Origin of the sequence: Clostridium beijerinckii (genome assembly GCF_036699995.1) — a bacterium.
Classification (GTDB): Bacteria; Bacillota; Clostridia; order Clostridiales; family Clostridiaceae; genus Clostridium; species Clostridium helianthi.
In genome coordinates, this window is record NZ_CP144906.1 from 4,105,867 (window position 1) to 4,122,461 (window position 16,595).

Annotated in this window: 15 protein-coding genes and 2 pseudogenes; 4 read left to right on the plus strand and 13 right to left on the minus strand. The window is 27.8% G+C overall.

The window, feature by feature from the left end; all coding sequences use genetic code 11:
- Positions 1 to 21 precede the first annotated feature (21 nt).
- The 10 genes from PZA12_RS18990 to hypB form a co-directional block, all read right to left on the minus strand.
- Positions 22 to 1,041, minus strand: coding sequence for a hypothetical protein (locus PZA12_RS18990; protein ID WP_078116830.1), 1,020 nt, complete (start codon positions 1,039 to 1,041; stop codon positions 22 to 24).
- Between the two features lie 185 nt (positions 1,042 to 1,226).
- A complete protein-coding gene (locus tag PZA12_RS18995) occupies positions 1,227 to 1,901 on the minus strand; it encodes a YiiX/YebB-like N1pC/P60 family cysteine hydrolase (RefSeq protein ID WP_078116831.1) in 675 nt (224 codons plus the stop codon).
- Between the two features lie 178 nt (positions 1,902 to 2,079).
- Positions 2,080 to 2,760, minus strand: a complete 681-nt coding sequence (locus PZA12_RS19000) for an ABC transporter ATP-binding protein (protein WP_078116832.1) — start codon at positions 2,758 to 2,760, stop codon at positions 2,080 to 2,082.
- The gene (locus PZA12_RS19005) at positions 2,757 to 3,980 is read right to left on the minus strand and encodes an FtsX-like permease family protein (RefSeq protein WP_103699188.1); all 1,224 of its coding nucleotides are present in this window, start codon (positions 3,978 to 3,980) and stop codon (positions 2,757 to 2,759) included. The genes PZA12_RS19000 and PZA12_RS19005 overlap by 4 nt, the downstream gene beginning before the upstream one ends.
- Positions 3,981 to 3,985: 5 nt before the next feature.
- Positions 3,986 to 5,086, minus strand: a complete 1,101-nt coding sequence (locus PZA12_RS19010) for an ABC transporter permease (protein WP_161222714.1) — start codon at positions 5,084 to 5,086, stop codon at positions 3,986 to 3,988.
- A gap of 66 nt (positions 5,087 to 5,152) precedes the next feature.
- Positions 5,153 to 5,542, minus strand: coding sequence for a hypothetical protein (locus tag PZA12_RS19015; RefSeq protein ID WP_078116835.1), 390 nt, complete (start codon positions 5,540 to 5,542; stop codon positions 5,153 to 5,155).
- A 691-nt stretch (positions 5,543 to 6,233) separates the two neighbouring features.
- Positions 6,234 to 6,962 (minus strand): energy-coupling factor ABC transporter ATP-binding protein, encoded by a 729-nt coding sequence (locus PZA12_RS19020; RefSeq protein ID WP_078116836.1) that lies wholly within the window; start codon positions 6,960 to 6,962, stop codon positions 6,234 to 6,236.
- 4 nt (positions 6,963 to 6,966) lie between these two features.
- Positions 6,967 to 7,761 carry an energy-coupling factor transporter transmembrane component T gene (locus PZA12_RS19025; RefSeq protein WP_078116837.1) on the minus strand — a complete coding sequence of 265 codons (795 nt, stop codon included), beginning with the start codon at positions 7,759 to 7,761 and terminating at the stop codon, positions 6,967 to 6,969.
- Positions 7,762 to 7,889: 128 nt separating this feature from the next.
- The gene (gene cbiM, locus PZA12_RS19030; RefSeq protein ID WP_078116838.1) at positions 7,890 to 8,879 is read right to left on the minus strand and encodes a cobalt transporter CbiM; all 990 of its coding nucleotides are present in this window, start codon (positions 8,877 to 8,879) and stop codon (positions 7,890 to 7,892) included.
- Positions 8,880 to 9,188: 309 nt separating this feature from the next.
- Positions 9,189 to 9,848, minus strand: coding sequence for a hydrogenase nickel incorporation protein HypB (gene hypB, locus PZA12_RS19035; protein WP_078116839.1), 660 nt, complete (start codon positions 9,846 to 9,848; stop codon positions 9,189 to 9,191).
- Positions 9,849 to 10,189: 341 nt separating this feature from the next.
- Between hypB and PZA12_RS19040 the strand changes: the two genes are divergently transcribed.
- Positions 10,190 to 10,612, plus strand: a complete 423-nt coding sequence (locus tag PZA12_RS19040; protein ID WP_012059862.1) for a DUF3842 family protein — start codon at positions 10,190 to 10,192, stop codon at positions 10,610 to 10,612.
- Positions 10,613 to 10,706: 94 nt separating this feature from the next.
- On the opposite strand, the pseudogene PZA12_RS24990 reads toward PZA12_RS19040, so the two are convergent.
- Positions 10,707 to 10,928 (minus strand): annotated as a pseudogene (locus PZA12_RS24990) (methyltransferase family protein); the annotation flags it as partial.
- Between the two features lie 371 nt (positions 10,929 to 11,299).
- On the opposite strand from PZA12_RS24990, the gene PZA12_RS19045 reads away from it, so the two are divergent.
- The 3 genes and pseudogenes from PZA12_RS19045 to PZA12_RS19055 all read left to right on the plus strand — a co-directional run bounded on the left by PZA12_RS19045 (position 11,300) and on the right by PZA12_RS19055 (position 13,319).
- On the plus strand, positions 11,300 to 11,848 hold the full coding sequence (locus PZA12_RS19045; RefSeq protein WP_077868789.1) for a MarR family winged helix-turn-helix transcriptional regulator: 549 nt from the start codon (positions 11,300 to 11,302) through the stop codon (positions 11,846 to 11,848).
- A 107-nt stretch (positions 11,849 to 11,955) separates the two neighbouring features.
- Positions 11,956 to 12,827 (plus strand): annotated as a pseudogene (locus PZA12_RS19050) (serine hydrolase domain-containing protein); the annotation flags it as partial.
- Positions 12,828 to 12,995: 168 nt separating this feature from the next.
- Complete coding sequence (locus PZA12_RS19055; protein ID WP_242984888.1) at positions 12,996 to 13,319, plus strand: DUF3471 domain-containing protein; 324 nt, start codon at positions 12,996 to 12,998, stop codon at positions 13,317 to 13,319.
- 307 nt (positions 13,320 to 13,626) lie between these two features.
- On the opposite strand, the gene PZA12_RS19060 is transcribed toward PZA12_RS19055, so the two are convergent.
- Complete coding sequence (locus PZA12_RS19060) at positions 13,627 to 14,868, minus strand: DUF445 domain-containing protein (protein WP_236892041.1); 1,242 nt, start codon at positions 14,866 to 14,868, stop codon at positions 13,627 to 13,629.
- Positions 14,869 to 14,943: 75 nt separating this feature from the next.
- The gene (locus PZA12_RS19065; protein ID WP_103699189.1) at positions 14,944 to 15,990 is read right to left on the minus strand and encodes an FAD:protein FMN transferase; all 1,047 of its coding nucleotides are present in this window, start codon (positions 15,988 to 15,990) and stop codon (positions 14,944 to 14,946) included.
- Positions 15,991 to 16,595: the final 605 nt, after the last annotated feature.

Sequence of the window (16,595 nt, forward strand, 5' to 3'; positions counted from 1 at the left end):
AAATTATAACTCCTTTATTTATTATTCCAATATTAAAATATCTCGTGGAGTTGTATTTCTTATTGGATCAACTGAAAAATTATTTGTATGATCAAGATTACCACAATTGAAAACATCAACTAAACCTATTTGATTATTTTCATTTATATCTACACTAAGAGTATATAATTTGTCTTTAGCTATACAAGCGCTTAAAATTACTTTATTATTTAGTTTAGTGTTTTTCATAATATTTAAATCTTTTCTATTTAATTGTATTATATTTCCATCTAGTGATAAATAGAAAATATATTTATCGCTATAAAGAATTTTTTTGGTATCCATCACACCATCTCTAATATAATTTCTATATTCAATTTTATTTAAACTACCTTTTTTTGTATCGTAATATAATAAAAAATCTACTTTGTTGTCTACGCCAATAAATAAATTATTATCAACTAATGATGTATCATACACTCTCATGTTTTTCATTAATTTAATTTGATCTTTAATTTTTAATTCGTTTTTATCTATAATAAATAGAAATGTATCTCCTTCTTTATTTTTATCAAATTTATAACCTAATATATAAATATTTTGGTCATCAAAATCACCAGATAGAAGAAGAGAATCTTTTATATCTAGAAATTTCTCTTCTGAACTAGAGTTCATAAATTTAATTCTATTGTATTCCAAAGAGACATTATATAAAGTTAATTGTTCATTTCCTTTACATTTTATATAACTTCCACCTAAATCAGTTTCAGATGATTTAACAGTTCCATTCTTATCAACTTTAAATAATTTATTATCTGATGATGTTGGCAATAGTATAGTCCTGTTCTTATTACAATTTGCTATTATATCTCTTGCTGGGATTTGTATATTCCTTTTCTTATTAAAATTCTCATCTAAATATACTATTTCACTATCATTTTGAATAGAATCTGAATTTACAATACATATATTGTATGATTCTTTATTTTTTAATATTATGAAACTTGTGCTTAAAATTACAATTATAAATAAGAGACAATATATTCGTTTATTTTTTCGCATTTTTATCTCCTTATGTTAATCTCAAATTAAAATAAACTACATTCACAGTTTAAAATAAAATTACATCAATAATAGACATATTGATATTTAATTTTTTAAACTATTATGTAGCTTCATTTTAAAAATTATATATACTTGTAAATATCCAAATGTTATTAATTTCCCAAAACAAAATTCTAAAACAATTAGTAATTACTTCTCCAGTTTATATCAATTTTATCACTAACTAAATCAGTTGGTAAAACAGCATTTCCACCATCCTTATCTAAATCAATACCTTGTTCTATATATGCTCTCCAGACTAACTGCGAACAATAAAATGTATCTGTTTTCCATTTATTCAAGAAATTATAGTTGTAACTACTACCTATTTTGCTAGTTGCATAATCCACAGCTTGCTCAGGATCGGCATTTTTTACTGTAGCACATAAAGCCTTAGTATATCTAGTCTTCCAATCATTTGTATATCTACGAACTCCTCCTGATGTCATACTTTCTATCGTAAGATCTGGATTTAAGTCAACCATGCCAGCATGTCCAGTAATAGGACCATTACCAAAAACAGTAGCTGGAGTTACAAGTATATCCCCAGAACTTCCAACACTGTTTGGTGCAGCTTCTGAGTCAACACTATTAATAGTATTTATTTCTTTTGATGTTTTAGGAGTTGTTGTAACTTTAAGCTTGTCCCAATTTTTAATCAATTCATCAGAATCGTGTTTACTTTTCTCTATTATCTGTTGCATTTCCTTGTTTGTGTTATCTGCAGCAGTATTTTCTTTTGCAAATACTGTTGATGACATACTAACTACAGCTAGAAGCGTAAAAATAGTATATCTAATAATAAAATTTTTTTTCATTCATTTTTCCCCCAATTTGATTTTATATATACTTAATTCAAAATAATAAAATATTACTCCTCCTACGTTATATACATAAATTACTAGACAAATCTAATTTATAAATAAAAATTTGTACTTCTCTTAAATATAATTTCTATTTAAAGTACAAATCAGTTTTTTTGCTATAATAAAAAAATCATAATTTAATGCTATCCCATTTTCCATCTTTCATTTTTAAAGTTTTATTGCAAAAACTTGCAACAAGATTATCATGTGTAACAACTAATATTGTCTTATTATGTTTTTGGTTTAATTCTTGCAATATTTTCATAATTTTAATGCTATTTTCTTGATCTAATGCACCTGTTGGCTCATCAGCTAGTATAATTTCGCTTTCTTGAGTAAGTGCTCTAGCAATGGCAACTCTTTGCTGCTGCCCTCCTGATAATTGCCTAATACTTTTATTTTTTAAATTAAATATATCTAATTCATTTAAATACTTTATTGCTTTATTTACTCTTTCTTTTCGTGGAATCCCCCTGAATTTAAGAGGAAGCATTATATTTTCTAAAACGCTAAGATCTTTTATTAAGGCAAAGTTTTGAAATATAAAAGAAATTTTTTCATTTCTGATTTTAGATAACTGATTAAGCTTCTTAAAGTCTACTTGAAAATCGTCAATATAATATTCACCTTGGCCTGGGATATCTATACATCCTAATATATTAAGCAATGTGCTTTTACCACAACCAGAAGGCCCCATGATAGCTATAATATCACCTTTATCCACCTTTAAGCTTATTCCATCTACAGCTACAACTTCGTTATCTCCTTTTCCATAGGTTTTATATATATTTCTTAAATCTAATATACTCATTCTGTAAATCCTCCCATCATCTCTTTTGGAGTCAACTTGTTTATTTCATTAAAGCTTATTAACATAATTGAAACAATCGTTAATAATAATATCCCCATAGAAATATATAAATTTAATAATAAGTTTTCATTAATAAAAAATGCATAAACACTCCCACAGTTCTTTAAATAAAATAAACTTCCTCCTATAATTCCAATAAGTATATTTATAAGAAATTCAGAAAAAAATGTTTTAAATATATCTTTTTTACTAATTCCAAAAGAATAAAGAATTCCAATCCTATCTACATCTTCGGCTATTTTGTAATTAATTGTAGTAATTATTGATGCAGATGCAATAATGGTAATTATAATTATTCTAAATATTTCATAATACTTTTTTGATTTTATTTCTTCCAAAAATTTATCTAAATCGTCACCAAAATCTGAAATAACTATATCATCAGAAATTTTTCTTATATTTGATTCTAATTTAGTTGAATTATTTTCTTTGTCACCATTGAAAAATATTGTTATAGGTTCATATCCAAAATTTTGAAAGAAGGTTTCTTCACTTAATGGAATAATAAAGGACTTATTTAATAAAAATGAGCTATCTACACTATTTGTATAATCAAATGCTAATACATCCTTCTTAAATTGCCCTACAATTTTATAAGTTATATTATTAACTACATAGCTAGTGCCCACCTTAACTTTTTTAGCCAAATCATTTCCGACAATCACAGGCACATATTCATCACTTCTAATCCATTCCTCTTTTGAAATCTCCTGAGTTATATTATTTTGATAATGTTCTATCATTCCATAATTAAATCCAATTGGATGTATCAACTCATCGGTTGTATCTTTTTCTGTAAAATTAGACTCTAGGTCTTTAGAATTTAATCCCAAAACATCAATTGGAATATCCGTATACAAATCCCTTTGAATAAAACCGTAAGTATAATTATTTTTTGATATTAACTTAAGGCTTTCCTTTATATCATTTTTATAATCTTCAATATCTTTATTTTCCTTGAGTATCATTTTATAAAATGTCATGAACTTAGAATTATCTATAGAAATTGATCTGTTGTACCTATTTCTATATGATCTATCAAAGTTAATTAAAGAAACCAAAGAAGCAGCATAAAATATCCATAAGGCTACTTCCAATATAATTAATACATTAATTACAAAGTTTCTTTTTATATCAAAAAAGATAAATTTACTTTTCATACTACTTACCTTATTTCTTTCATTATTTTAAATCTAATTACATTAAACAACACTAGTATAGATACAATTATGGATATTATAAATATTAGCATTGAACTTAATATAATATTTGAAATGTTAACAGCTGAATATTGAGATGGGAAAGATTTCATCATAAGATCTATTGTAATTTTTGATAAAGCTAGTCCAGCAATAATTCCAATAGAAGATATTCTTATAAATTTTGCAAAAACCTCTTTAAATACATCAGAGTTTTTAGCTCCCAATACTTTCATAATAGCAACTTTTTCACGTATATTTTTAGCAAAGAAATATGAAAATAAAAGTAAATTTGCTGCACCAAGTATTATTTGGTATAAACTATTTTTAAGTTCGTAAACATTTTTGAATAAATAATCTATAACCGAAATCCTCGAAATCTCTTTTTCAGAAGCGTTAGTATTTTTTAGGTTAATTTCTTTAATATCTATATTACTTATATTATTCTCATAAAAAATAACATTAGGAACCTTAGTGCTTATAAAATATAGAGATCTTATCGGAATTATACTGCTGTATTTAAATACTTCAGTGTTTCCAAGAACCCCAATAACCTTATAATCTTCATTAAATATTTTTATATAACGTTCTCCATTTTTCTCTTCAACTAATCTTTCTAGACCAAAACCTATAATAGCAACTTTTTCATTGCTCATTAACTCTTCTTCAGTTAAGTATCTTCCTTTAATTAAATTTTTACTTTCTATGTCAACCCCATCAGAGCAAGGCCATATATCATTAATATAAAACTTATTATCAACTTGTATTTGATCTTCAAATGGTTTTAAAATAATCTTCTTATATCCTGCCTCTTGAACAGCATCTACTATTTCTGATAAGCTTGGATTTTCTTTATCCTCATCTTTATTTACAACTTCAGCTCCATCAACATATTTAGTCTCATGTACTGTATCTATTTTTAGATACCTATAATCTTTATTAAATCGGTTCTGTTCTGTAACTTTATTATAATTGGAATATACAATGCTTATTGTTAAACTAAATGCAAAGGTTGACACTAAAAAACCAATTATTAAAAATATCTCTATTTTAGTATATTTACTCATATATTGCTCCATATGAATATTAGTAAAGCACTGAGCTTTACTAATATTATTATTTAAATTTTAATTTTAGTCTTCAGTTGATAAGTAGCACCATTTCCATTCGTCTTGTGATGCTGTAGTTGTATGTCCACTTCCCCAATATTGAGCGCTTCTAGCTGTCGCTTTAGTGTAAGCATAATCTTTTCCATTACTACTAGCAGAATTAGTACTTCCTGGAATTGTACTTCCATCTACTGTTGCATATATTTTCACTTTAACACCTATACCGTTATCACTAAGATTTGTTGTTTTTGCTTGTCCAATATTTTTATTCCCACCAGATAAATGCAATTCTCCTTCTATTTGAGTATTTGAAGGCATCCACCAAGTTCTATCATTTGGTTCATCTGCAAATGCTAAAGTGGCAGGAATCAACATACTAAGTCCCAAAAATGCTGCTAATAATTTTTTTTTCATTAAATATTCATCTCCCATATTATATGTTTATTGATATATCAATAGTAAATTTAAGTTTAGGTTGTTATTCAAGTACTTGCAATTAAATATTAACATAATATCAATCCAAGTAAATAGATTTTCCTCTTAACGTATAAATCCAGGCATTAAACTGAAATTTCCTTCTTATTTCGGCATTCTACATTAAAAATTACTTTAATGCATCAAAATATACTTTTTATTCTAATAATATTGAATTTCATACATGTATTAATTTATTCAAACCAAAACATTGTTAAATTTAAAACTACATTATATCATTTTATAACAATTAGAGACTCGCTATGTTTAAAACAAATAATCTACTATTATCATATGCCAACAAATTTGATTTTTTACGCTTTGAAACATAACCTTTCCATATGGAAATTTAATGCGAAGTAATATAAAATAAATTGTAAATACAAAAATAAACGGTAGTTGGATTTCTCATTCCTAACTACCGTTTTTACTTTTATGAATCTTTCATGAGCTAATATTCAATAATGTTATTTAATTTAATGACATACTTAATTTGAAAAATGACTTTAAAGAAATGCTAACTCTTCCTCTGATTTGATAAGATTAGTTGCAATTTTTACTCCATATAATATATTGCTTTTCTTAACTTGTATTGTTCTTTCCTCATATTATCTTCAGTATAGCTTAAACATTATATAATGTTATTGTCATATAAAAACTCACTATCGTTCATTATCTCATCATAATCACCATCTCTAATAATTGCATGATTACTTGAAAAAACAATTGCTCTTTTAAATACCCCTTTTACATATTCAAAGTCATGGGTAGAACATAAAATAGTTTTTCCTGCATTATTTATAGCTATCATGAATTCTTTTAAAAATCTCTTAGTTTTAGGATCAAGTCCATTCATTGGTTCATCAAATATATAAACGTCTGGATTTAAAACTACTACGGTAGCTATAGAAACCTTTTTCTTTTCTCCACCGCTCAAATGATATGGCTGTCTATCTCTTAATTCTTCAATTTTTAGTAATTTTAAAGTGTCTTCTACCCTTTTTCTAACTTCTTCTTCATCCATTCCCATCTGTCTTGGGCCAAATGCAATTTCATCATATACATTTGAACAAAATAGCTGTACATCTGAATTTTGAAAAACAAAACCTATTTTTTTATGAAAAGCCTTTGAGAACTCTTCATTTTGCATTTTTTTATTATTAATTTCTTCACCTTCAAATAAATAACTTCCACTATCAGCAATTATTAATCCATTGATTAATTTCATTAATGTAGACTTCCCACTTCCATTTACACCTATTAAAGCAATGGCTTCACCTGCATCAATATGTAAGTTTACATTTTTTAGTGCGGTAACTTCAGCATCATATGAATAATTCGCATCTTTTATATCAATCATTAAATCACAACCTATCAAAATAAAAATATGTTAACACAAAAATTATGGTAAGAATAAAACAAATATAATCAAATAGCTTAAATTTAAATTTCGTATATACTTTATATGTCCCTGTAAATCCTCTAGATTCCATTGCTCCATACATCTCTTCTGCCATCTCTTTAGACTTTATAAACATAGTTCCTACGACTCCAGAAAGTGCAGTACTTTTATGATTGTTTTTGCCTACAGACCTTAATTTAAGAGCATAAACCATATTTAATGAAAATTCGCCTAAAATTATAATATATTTTATAGTAATATCAAGTACCAAAATAAATATATCTGGTATTCTAAATATTTTTAAAGTAATTATTAATTCATTCCACTGGGTAGTACAAGTTAATATACTGACAGAAGCAACTGAAACTAATACTTTTAATGTGATCATTAAGGTATTATTACTATACCCTAAAAAAATAGCTGGTAACAAAATAATAAACGTAAAAATTGCCGCCGCCATACTTGCTTTGACAACATATTTTATTTCTTTTATACTTAAAAGATTTATTATCACAAGCATAAACACAGTTGTAATTACAATAAAGTGAAAATTTCTGCTTAAGGAAACAAAAATAATTAGTATGAGCGTTGATATTAATTTAGTTAATGGGTTAATTCCAAATTTAGAGTTTCTTATTTTAGTTTGCTGCCTAAACATAGCAAGCACATTAAATATTGACAGAATGCTCTTATCTATAAAAGAATTCTTGTCTTTTAGCGGTGTATAATTGTCTTTTTTTAAAAGCCATTCTGGCATTAATAACTTCCTTTCTTATAACGTATATTAGGCACATTTAAAAGAGAACCCAAATATAAAATTTGGACTCTCACTTTTGTTTTGCTACATATTGCTGAATTGATCGAGTAAGCCAGCATAGTTTCACTTTATACTTTTGTTGTCTTTTTCATACTTGCTATTATTCTAAATACTAACAATAGTATTGCAACACCTGCAACTGCAGATAAAATATATCCAAAATTATCTGGAAGACCTGCAACAGAATAATCTGGCATTAATGCATTAAAGCTAAATCCATTTTCCATACCTTTAGGTATAAATCCTAACGCATTACCACCTGTTACTACAGAACTTATTTCATCAGTTCCCCATTCTCCCCAAGCTGTACCTGTAGCTAATAACCCTAATGGTGAGAGGCATATTAGTGCTATTATTAATCCATATACAGGCTTTGATTTTGTAGTAGCTCCCTCATAAATAATTCCTGGTGAAACCTTTTTTATAAAGCTTAATACGCCAACAGTTATAATTCCTTCTAATACTCCTGCAACTACAAGATGTGGAATAAGCATTGAAGGTATAGTAATTGATAAAGGATAAGGACAATATAGCGGTATACCTGCTGCATCTTTAAAAAGTAATGGCTGTACTCCGAATTCTATTGCTGCACATAAAGCGGCCAAATTTATTCCAATATACGATGCAATAAATGTCCCAATATATTCTCCTTTCTCTGTCTTAAATTTCTCTTTTAAAAACTTATAAATATAATAACCTACAAATGGTATGACGAATGCCATATTAAAGCAATTGGCTCCAAAGGCTAAAATACCTCCATCATTAAATAGTAATGCTTGAAGCAAAAGTGCTATCGTCACTGAAATACATGCCGCCTCAGGGCCTAAAAGAATTGCAATTAAAGTTCCTCCTACAGCATGTCCAGTGGTTCCGCCTGGTAACGGAACATTGAACATCATTGTTAAAAATGATAGTGATGCACCTACTCCCATAAGCGGCAATTTCTTTTTAGTTACCTCTTTATTTACTTTTTTTACAGCTCTTGTCCAAACTGGAATCATTGCCGCACCCATAACTGCGCAGGTAGCTGGGCTTAGATAATTGTCTGGAATATGCATTTTAATTCCTCCTTTAAAGCATGTTAAAATAATTAGACTTGCTATTTCCTCAATATACCCAATTTTTAATAAAAACAAAACCACAAAAACTGATTACAAATAAAGCAATCAACCTTCGTGGTTATTAATAATCCAAATTAATCTATTAATTTATATATGTTGCAATTCACAATTACAGCTAAAATTCTTTTAATATTTTTAGAATTACGCTGAAGAATTATTTTTGCCATATATATTGTGTAAAAACTGTATACCCTCGTAGTATACAATTTTATGATACTATACAATTCCAAAATTGTAAATATTAAATTACCTTTGAATTCTTGTTTTTATTTTTTCTTCTATATATGTAACAAACGAATTTAACCCTTGTCCAGTTCTCGATGATATTCTAAAGGTGGCTGCCAATGGATTTAATTCTTTAACATTTTCTTCTACCTTATTGTCATCAAAGTCAAAGTATTCCATCATATCATACTTACTTAATACAACTGCATCAGCTTTAGAAAATAGTAATGGATATTTTTCAACCTTATCATCCCCTTCTGGAATACTTAAAACAGCAATTTTAAAATCTTCACCAAGTTCAAACTCAGCAGGACATACAAGATTACCAATATTCTCAATAAAAATCAAATCAATTTCATCTAAATCAAAGTATCCTAAGATATTATAAATTGCCTTTGATTCTATATGGCACTCTCCTTCTGTATTAAGCTGAATAACAGAAATTCCAAGTGAATCAATTTTTTCAGCATCTACTTGTCCCGCAATATCGCCTTCAACTACAGCAATATTAAATTTATCCTTTAATTGTTTTATTAACTCTATAATCAAACTTGTTTTGCCTGTCCCTGGTGAACCCATCACATTTACTAAATATACATTTTTACTTCTTAAAATTTCTTTAATATCATTGTTGAAATTTTCGTTTAATTCTAGCAGCTGTTTTACAACTTTAATTTTCATTTATTCACCTCATATCTGCAATTTTTTAATAACTTTATTATTTTGTGTTTCCAATAATCATATGAAATCTCTTTTCTTTATTCTATAATAATATATGTTAAGAATAAAATCACAGATTAATTTCGGTCAATTTAGAATTATATAGTCTTTTTATGAAATATGTGACCACCAATCACTTAATATTACTAAAAAGCACTTGACTTGTAGTTAACTTCAAGGTATAGAATAATATCAGAAACTATAAATAAAAATCTTATTTATAGTTTAGCACTAATTTATTTATACATTAACTACTTTTATTAAATTATATCTTAATCATAGCGAAAGGAATGATCATTAATATGAAAATTGCAGTAATAGATGCACAAGGTGCAGGCCTTGGTCAAAACATCATAAAGAGGATTCGCAAAGAAATAGATAATGATGTTTATATTATTGCACTTGGTACCAACTCATTTGCTACCTCAAAGATGGTACAAGCTGGTGCAAATGTTGGTATAAGCGGTGAAAGGGCGATCAGTTCATTTTGCAAGACAACTAAAATAGATAGTATAATAGGACCAATCGGAATAATCTGTAGTGGAGGTATAAACGGAGAAATTACTACTATGATTTCCAATGCAATATTTAATATGGATTGTACTAAATACATACTTCCATTACAAAAACATGGCATTTATATTCCTGGAACTAGAAATCTACAAATTAAAGATATAATTGAAGAAATTGTACTTGATATAAAAAATAATATAGAAAAATTCTAATCTAGTATTAATAGATTAAGATTAATTTATTAACACGCCTATAATTAATATCCAATAAATATATTCTTGCTTTTATATCATTAAACTATATTTTTCACCAAATAAATGGAATAATCCTTTTATTATTATTCTTATATTCTTTATAATGTGTCTTGAAGTTATTTTCTAATATCTTTTCTTCAATCTTAATTCTATATCCATAAATGACAGCAATAATTGTTATAGTTGCAATAGTTCCAATGATTCTTCTAAGAACTAATGCTATTCCAATTAAAGATAGTATACTTCCGCTATATGCAGGGTGCCTAATGTATCTATATGGACCTGTTTAAATTATTTTTTGCTTTAAATCCACTTGCACTGATACGGTGAAAGATCTTCCAAGTGTCAATACTGAATACAACCTCAATATAATTCCAACAATGATAACTGCACAGCCTATCCAAAACATTATTTCAGGTAATATCATTAAATAATTTTTTCTACAAAAATGATTCAAAAATATTATAGTTATAGTACCAATTACTAGTACTAAGCAATATCCCCTATTCCTTTTTTCTTATTCAAATCCTTTCTGTTTATAATGAAGTATGACTGAAAATAAATAGACAGTATATTGACTACATTGGAATAATATGCTATTGTAATTTTAGACAGTATATTGTCCAACTAAGGAGGAGATATTTTATGGATAACTATAAAGCGCTTTTTTTAATACAACAAATATATGCAACTCTGTTTTCTCTCACTAATAAAATTCAAATTAAGGGTGATGAATATTGTGAACCTTTAACTAGCAGACAGCTTATGGCGATGGTTGCTATTATTCATTTACCTGAAAATGAAACAACTCTAAATAATATTGCTAAAAAATTAGGTACAACAAAACAGAGTGTAAAACAATTGATTACTAATTTAGAGAACAAAGGATATGTCCTTACTGTGCCAAGCCAATATGATAAACGTGCAGTTAATGTAAAGATTACTAAAGCTGGAACAGATGCCATGATGATAGGTGCCGAAAAATCGATGGAGTTCTTTGGGATGCTTTCTAAAGGCTTTTCCATTGAAGAAATGGAAATCTTATGGACGTTATTAAAGAAATTATATAGATTTGATGGCGAAGAACAAGACGGTTTTGAAGAAGAAGCTGAATTTGACATGGGTGAAGATACACTTGAAATACAAAAGAGAGCATTAAATGAATTTGATAGAGCGAGAAATGAAGGAAAATAAAAAATAAATAAAGGCGGTACAATATTATGAATGATATTCTATCTAATAACTCTCAAGATCTTAATGACTTTTTATCTGAGTATATGAATAAGTGGAAAATTCCTGGAATGGCTGTAGGTATTATTAAAGATGATGAAATAATATATTGCAATGGGTTAGGACTGCGCGATGTCAACAAAAATTTAAATGTAACAAAAGACACTTTATTTGCTATAGGTTCTGCAAGTAAATCTTTTACCTCACTATCAATAGGTATATTAGTGGATGAAGGTAAGCTAGATCTTGATACTCCTATAAAAAATACATGCCTAGTTTTGAAATGCAAAATAAATATGCTGAAGAACATCTTACATTAAGAGACATGCTTTGTCATCGTTCTGGATTACCTAGACATGATATTTTATGGTATACAAATCCTTCTTTAAGCAGAAAAGAATTGGTAGATAAAATTAAGCACTTAGAATTTAGTAAAGATTTCAGAGAAACATGGCAATATAATAATTTGATGTATGCCACAGCTGGCTACCTTGTTGAACTAGTTACAGGAATGACCTGGGAAGAATTCGTGAAATTAAGAATTCTTGAGCCTCTTGGTATGAACAGCACAAATTTCTCAGTAGAAGCTTTAAAAGAGTATTCTGATTACAGTAAGCCATATGCGCAAAAAGGCGAGGAAATTAATCAAATAGACTTTAGAAAACTAGATTCTGTTGCTCCTGCTGGTTCTATGAATTCAAGTTTGACTGATATGCTAAAATGGCTTAGCCTTCATTTAAATAAAGGTAAAGTAAACGGAAAACAGATTATATCTGAAAAAACTATAAATGAGTTACATTCACCTCAGCTCCCTTGTGAGCTAATTCCTTTAAAATTTGATGAATTACAATTTTCATCTTATGCCTTAGGCTGGTTTGTTGAAGCCTATAGAGGAAGAAAACATGTTAACCATGGTGGAAATATAGATGGATTTTGCTCCTATACAAGCTTTCTTCCAGACGAGAATATTGGCGTAGTTATTCTTACTAATTTAAATAATCCTGTCTGTGCACTGCCTATAGCATACCATATATACGACAAGCTTTTAGGCCATGAACATAGTGATTTTTGTGAAAAACTAGAGGATGAAGCTGAAAAGATGATGAAAGCAATGGAAGATGCTACTAAGCCTAAAATAGACTCAAAAAAAGATAACTCAACTCCATCTCACTCCCTTGAAGAGTATACTGGCATATATGAAAATCCAGGATATGGTTCTTTAAAAATCGAAGTAAAAGATAATATCTTAAAATTAATTTATACTAATATAGACTATACACTTAATCATAAATGCTATGACATTTTTACCATGACAATAATGGAATATTACTTGATTGATGTGACCTTTAATTATGATAGCACAGGAAATATTAAAAGTGTTTCAATACCTTTTGAGGAGACTGTAAAAGAAATTTTGTTCATGAAATGTAAATAATAATAATATATATATTGCAAAAATAATTCTTCATCATAATTCTAAAAATATTGTAAGAATTTTAGCTGTAATTGTGAATTGTGCATTGCAACACATATAATAATACAGAATTGCATTTATAGATCTTCTTTATTTGCAATTCTCTTTTATAAGTTCAGTACATTCTTCTACAGCCTTCTACAGCAATAATATCTGCTCTAAAATCTACTAAAAAAACATTGTGAAACTCTATTTTTTTAGCAGTGAAATTTTCAACCTATAGATACTCTTTATTTATTAACAAATACTGATCATGTGTTTTTAATATTTACAAAACTCTAATTATCCCTAATACCAGACCAACGCAAAAACCACAAATAGCACCATTTATCCTTATCCACTGCAAGTCATCGCCTACACGCTCTTCAATCAATTTTATAAGGGTTTCAGTATCCAATCTTTCAATATTATCTCTAACTAATCTGCCTATATTTTCATGATTGGAATTTATGTAACCTGATACACGTTCCTGTATCTGCTGCTCTAATTTATTTATTAAATTAATATCTTCTGATATACTGTCTATTAAATTATTTAGCATTGGGAGTATATTATCCCTTATGTAATCTTCTTTAACATAACCTAATATTGTATTTTTTAATTCATCTAATATTTTTATTGTAAAGTTATTTAGTTCAACATTACTACCTAATCTCATTTTATATTCATCTATTTTTTGTATAACTTCTTCATTGTTACTTATGTTTCTTATATTGCTCTGCATTAATTCAAGCAGTGTAATTCTACTGGTATTATCATGTTTTTTTAAATCCTTTAATATTACAACGACTAAATCTTGAGCTATTTTTCCTACTTTATCTTTTCCTAAAACATTTAAGACTGTATTTAATGAATATTGCATTATTCCACTTATCTTTAGTTTATTTATAGAATTGAATACTATATTTCCAAGTTCATTCTTTACTTTATCTTGCTTTACTATCTCTTCAAGCTTAATAAGTAAATTATCTAAAATTTTCTCTTCATAATTATTTCTTAAGAATATGCCAATTAATTTTTCAAGAAAGTTTTTAGAATCTAATGTATTCAAATATTTTTGAATTAGTTTAAGTAAAGATAAAGAAACTTTTTCTATAGGAATATGCTCTATGACACGTTTAATAACATACATTCCTGCTTCTATTCCTTGCTTAGAACATATAATTTTTTTGCATATATTTAATATTTTTTTTACTACTTCTAATTCATGTACTTTATTTATAATACTTGATTTATTGAGCAAATTGTTTTCAACTATTGATACTAACCCTTCTGTTATTCTTTTACGATTTCTAGGCAGAAGTGCAGTATGTGGAATTGGAATTCCTAATGGATACCGAAAAAGTGCCACTACTGCAAACCAATCTGAAAATCCACCTACCACTCCAGCTTCAAATCCACTTTGCAATATAGTTATTATAGGTGTATTTTGTGGAAACAAAGTAATTATAAAACCTATAAACATAATGACTAATAAAATTAAGGCTCTTTGATTAGTTTTCATTTTCATATTATAGCCTCCTATATTGTCAGTATGTAAACATATTGTAAAATTTATACTAGACTGAGGCATAATAAAAAAAAATTAATTGGCAAATTTAAATTCTGGATCTAATTTATCTAATTTTATATTCCAACTTGAAGATTTGTAAATATTATAATCAGAAGTTATTGCCATGCACGAAACACCTTGCAAACTGTCTATAAATTTCAAACCATTATCTACACCTGCTATAAAAACAGTTTTGGTTAAAATATCAGCAAGCATATTGCTATCAGGAATACTGCTGTCTACGACTATAGTTACACTCATTACACCATTATCTGTTGGATATCCTGTGCTTGGGTTTAATATGTGATGATACCTCTTACCATCCTTTATAAAATATCTTTCATAATCTCCAGAAGTAGAAAGTGCTTGTTCTGATAAATTAATTATGCCTACATAATCTTGATCGCTATCTTTTCTAGGATGCTTAACTCCAACATTCCATGGTGTTCCATCTGGCTTTTTACCAACTGTATATATAGAACTACCTCCAAGACTTATAATCCCGCCTTTAATATCGTAGTTTTTATAAATTTTCAACACTTCATCTGCAGCAAATCCTTTAGCTATTCCACCTAAATCTATTGCCATACCTTCTTTTAGTAACTTAATACTATTATTTTCCTCATTTATACTGATATCATTATATCCAACTAGCGGTAGTTTTGATTTAATCTCTTCATCTGTAGGTATTCTTTCGTTATCAGTTCCTATTCCCCAAAGATTTACAAGTGGGCCTACAGTTATGTCAAATACACCATTACTCAATTTAGAATACTTAACTGCGATTTCAACCATTTTAATAATCTCCGGATGTACTTGTACATATTCTTTACCTGCAGCTTGATTAATTTTACTTATATCACTGTTATCTATAGTCACACTTGCCATTTGCTCAATCTCATCTAATCTTGAAAGAGATGCTTCTATAGCTTCATTAGCTTTTGGACCATATGCTTTAAGCTGAAAAACTGTATCCATTTTCAATGCTGTTTTAGTAATAATCTCCTGATTCTTTGAACACCCTGAAAAAATAAGAATACATAGTATGCATGTCATTAACATAGATATTTTTTTAATCACTTTAATCGCCCTCGTAATTCAATTTAATAAATTTATTAACCTACCAAACATTTTACATCATTTTAGAGTCATTTTATAGAATTTTTTCCAATAAAGTAATATTTTCTATTTAGCATTTTATAGATAAACAGTATATAACTTAGACTTATGCGCATACCTCACCGAAATGAATAATATACTTTTGTTCCAGTTTCTAGGTAATTCTGATGGGTGATTCTAAGGCTATAAAGTTGCACCCAAAGTGCTAGCCTCAAAGAACAAGCTCTGAACTAGCACATTTGGAACAACTTATAGCCAAAGAATCACATCCATCAAAATTACCAATGAAACATTCCACAAAAATATATTACCCATTTCTAGTTGGGATATATTTCATAGTATAAATCTAACTTATAATTGGCTTATCTATATAGATGAACATATTAACAAATTTACTAAAACTTTAAGCTCATATATTCACTAGAAATCATAAATATATTTGTGGAGAAAACATTTGAAAATGAGCTGTTAAAGGTTCTTAGCTGTAGGTTGTTCCATTTTAGCTTGTCAAACTGAAAGTTGGAGCATGCTAAAGTGGATACAACCTGCTGCTTAGAACCTTCAGC

Excerpts from the sequence above, each read along its gene's own strand:
- PZA12_RS18990 (WP_078116830.1), bottom strand. The coding sequence starts at position 1,041 with ATGCGAAAAAATAAACGAATATATTGTCTCTTATTTATAATTGTAATT.
- PZA12_RS18995 (WP_078116831.1), bottom strand. The coding sequence starts at position 1,901 with ATGAAAAAAAATTTTATTATTAGATATACTATTTTTACGCTTCTAGCT.
- PZA12_RS19000 (WP_078116832.1), bottom strand. The coding sequence starts at position 2,760 with ATGAGTATATTAGATTTAAGAAATATATATAAAACCTATGGAAAAGGA.
- PZA12_RS19005 (WP_103699188.1), bottom strand. The coding sequence starts at position 3,980 with ATGAAAAGTAAATTTATCTTTTTTGATATAAAAAGAAACTTTGTAATT.
- PZA12_RS19010 (WP_161222714.1), bottom strand. The coding sequence starts at position 5,086 with ATGAGTAAATATACTAAAATAGAGATATTTTTAATAATTGGTTTTTTA.
- PZA12_RS19015 (WP_078116835.1), bottom strand. The coding sequence starts at position 5,542 with ATGAAAAAAAAATTATTAGCAGCATTTTTGGGACTTAGTATGTTGATT.
- PZA12_RS19020 (WP_078116836.1), bottom strand. The coding sequence starts at position 6,962 with ATGATTGATATAAAAGATGCGAATTATTCATATGATGCTGAAGTTACC.
- PZA12_RS19025 (WP_078116837.1), bottom strand. The coding sequence starts at position 7,761 with ATGCCAGAATGGCTTTTAAAAAAAGACAATTATACACCGCTAAAAGAC.
- cbiM (WP_078116838.1), bottom strand. The coding sequence starts at position 8,879 with ATGCATATTCCAGACAATTATCTAAGCCCAGCTACCTGCGCAGTTATG.
- hypB (WP_078116839.1), bottom strand. The coding sequence starts at position 9,848 with ATGAAAATTAAAGTTGTAAAACAGCTGCTAGAATTAAACGAAAATTTC.
- PZA12_RS19040 (WP_012059862.1), top strand. The coding sequence starts at position 10,190 with ATGAAAATTGCAGTAATAGATGCACAAGGTGCAGGCCTTGGTCAAAAC.
- PZA12_RS19045 (WP_077868789.1), top strand. The coding sequence starts at position 11,300 with ATGGATAACTATAAAGCGCTTTTTTTAATACAACAAATATATGCAACT.
- PZA12_RS19055 (WP_242984888.1), top strand. The coding sequence starts at position 12,996 with ATGGAAGATGCTACTAAGCCTAAAATAGACTCAAAAAAAGATAACTCA.
- PZA12_RS19060 (WP_236892041.1), bottom strand. The coding sequence starts at position 14,868 with ATGAAAATGAAAACTAATCAAAGAGCCTTAATTTTATTAGTCATTATG.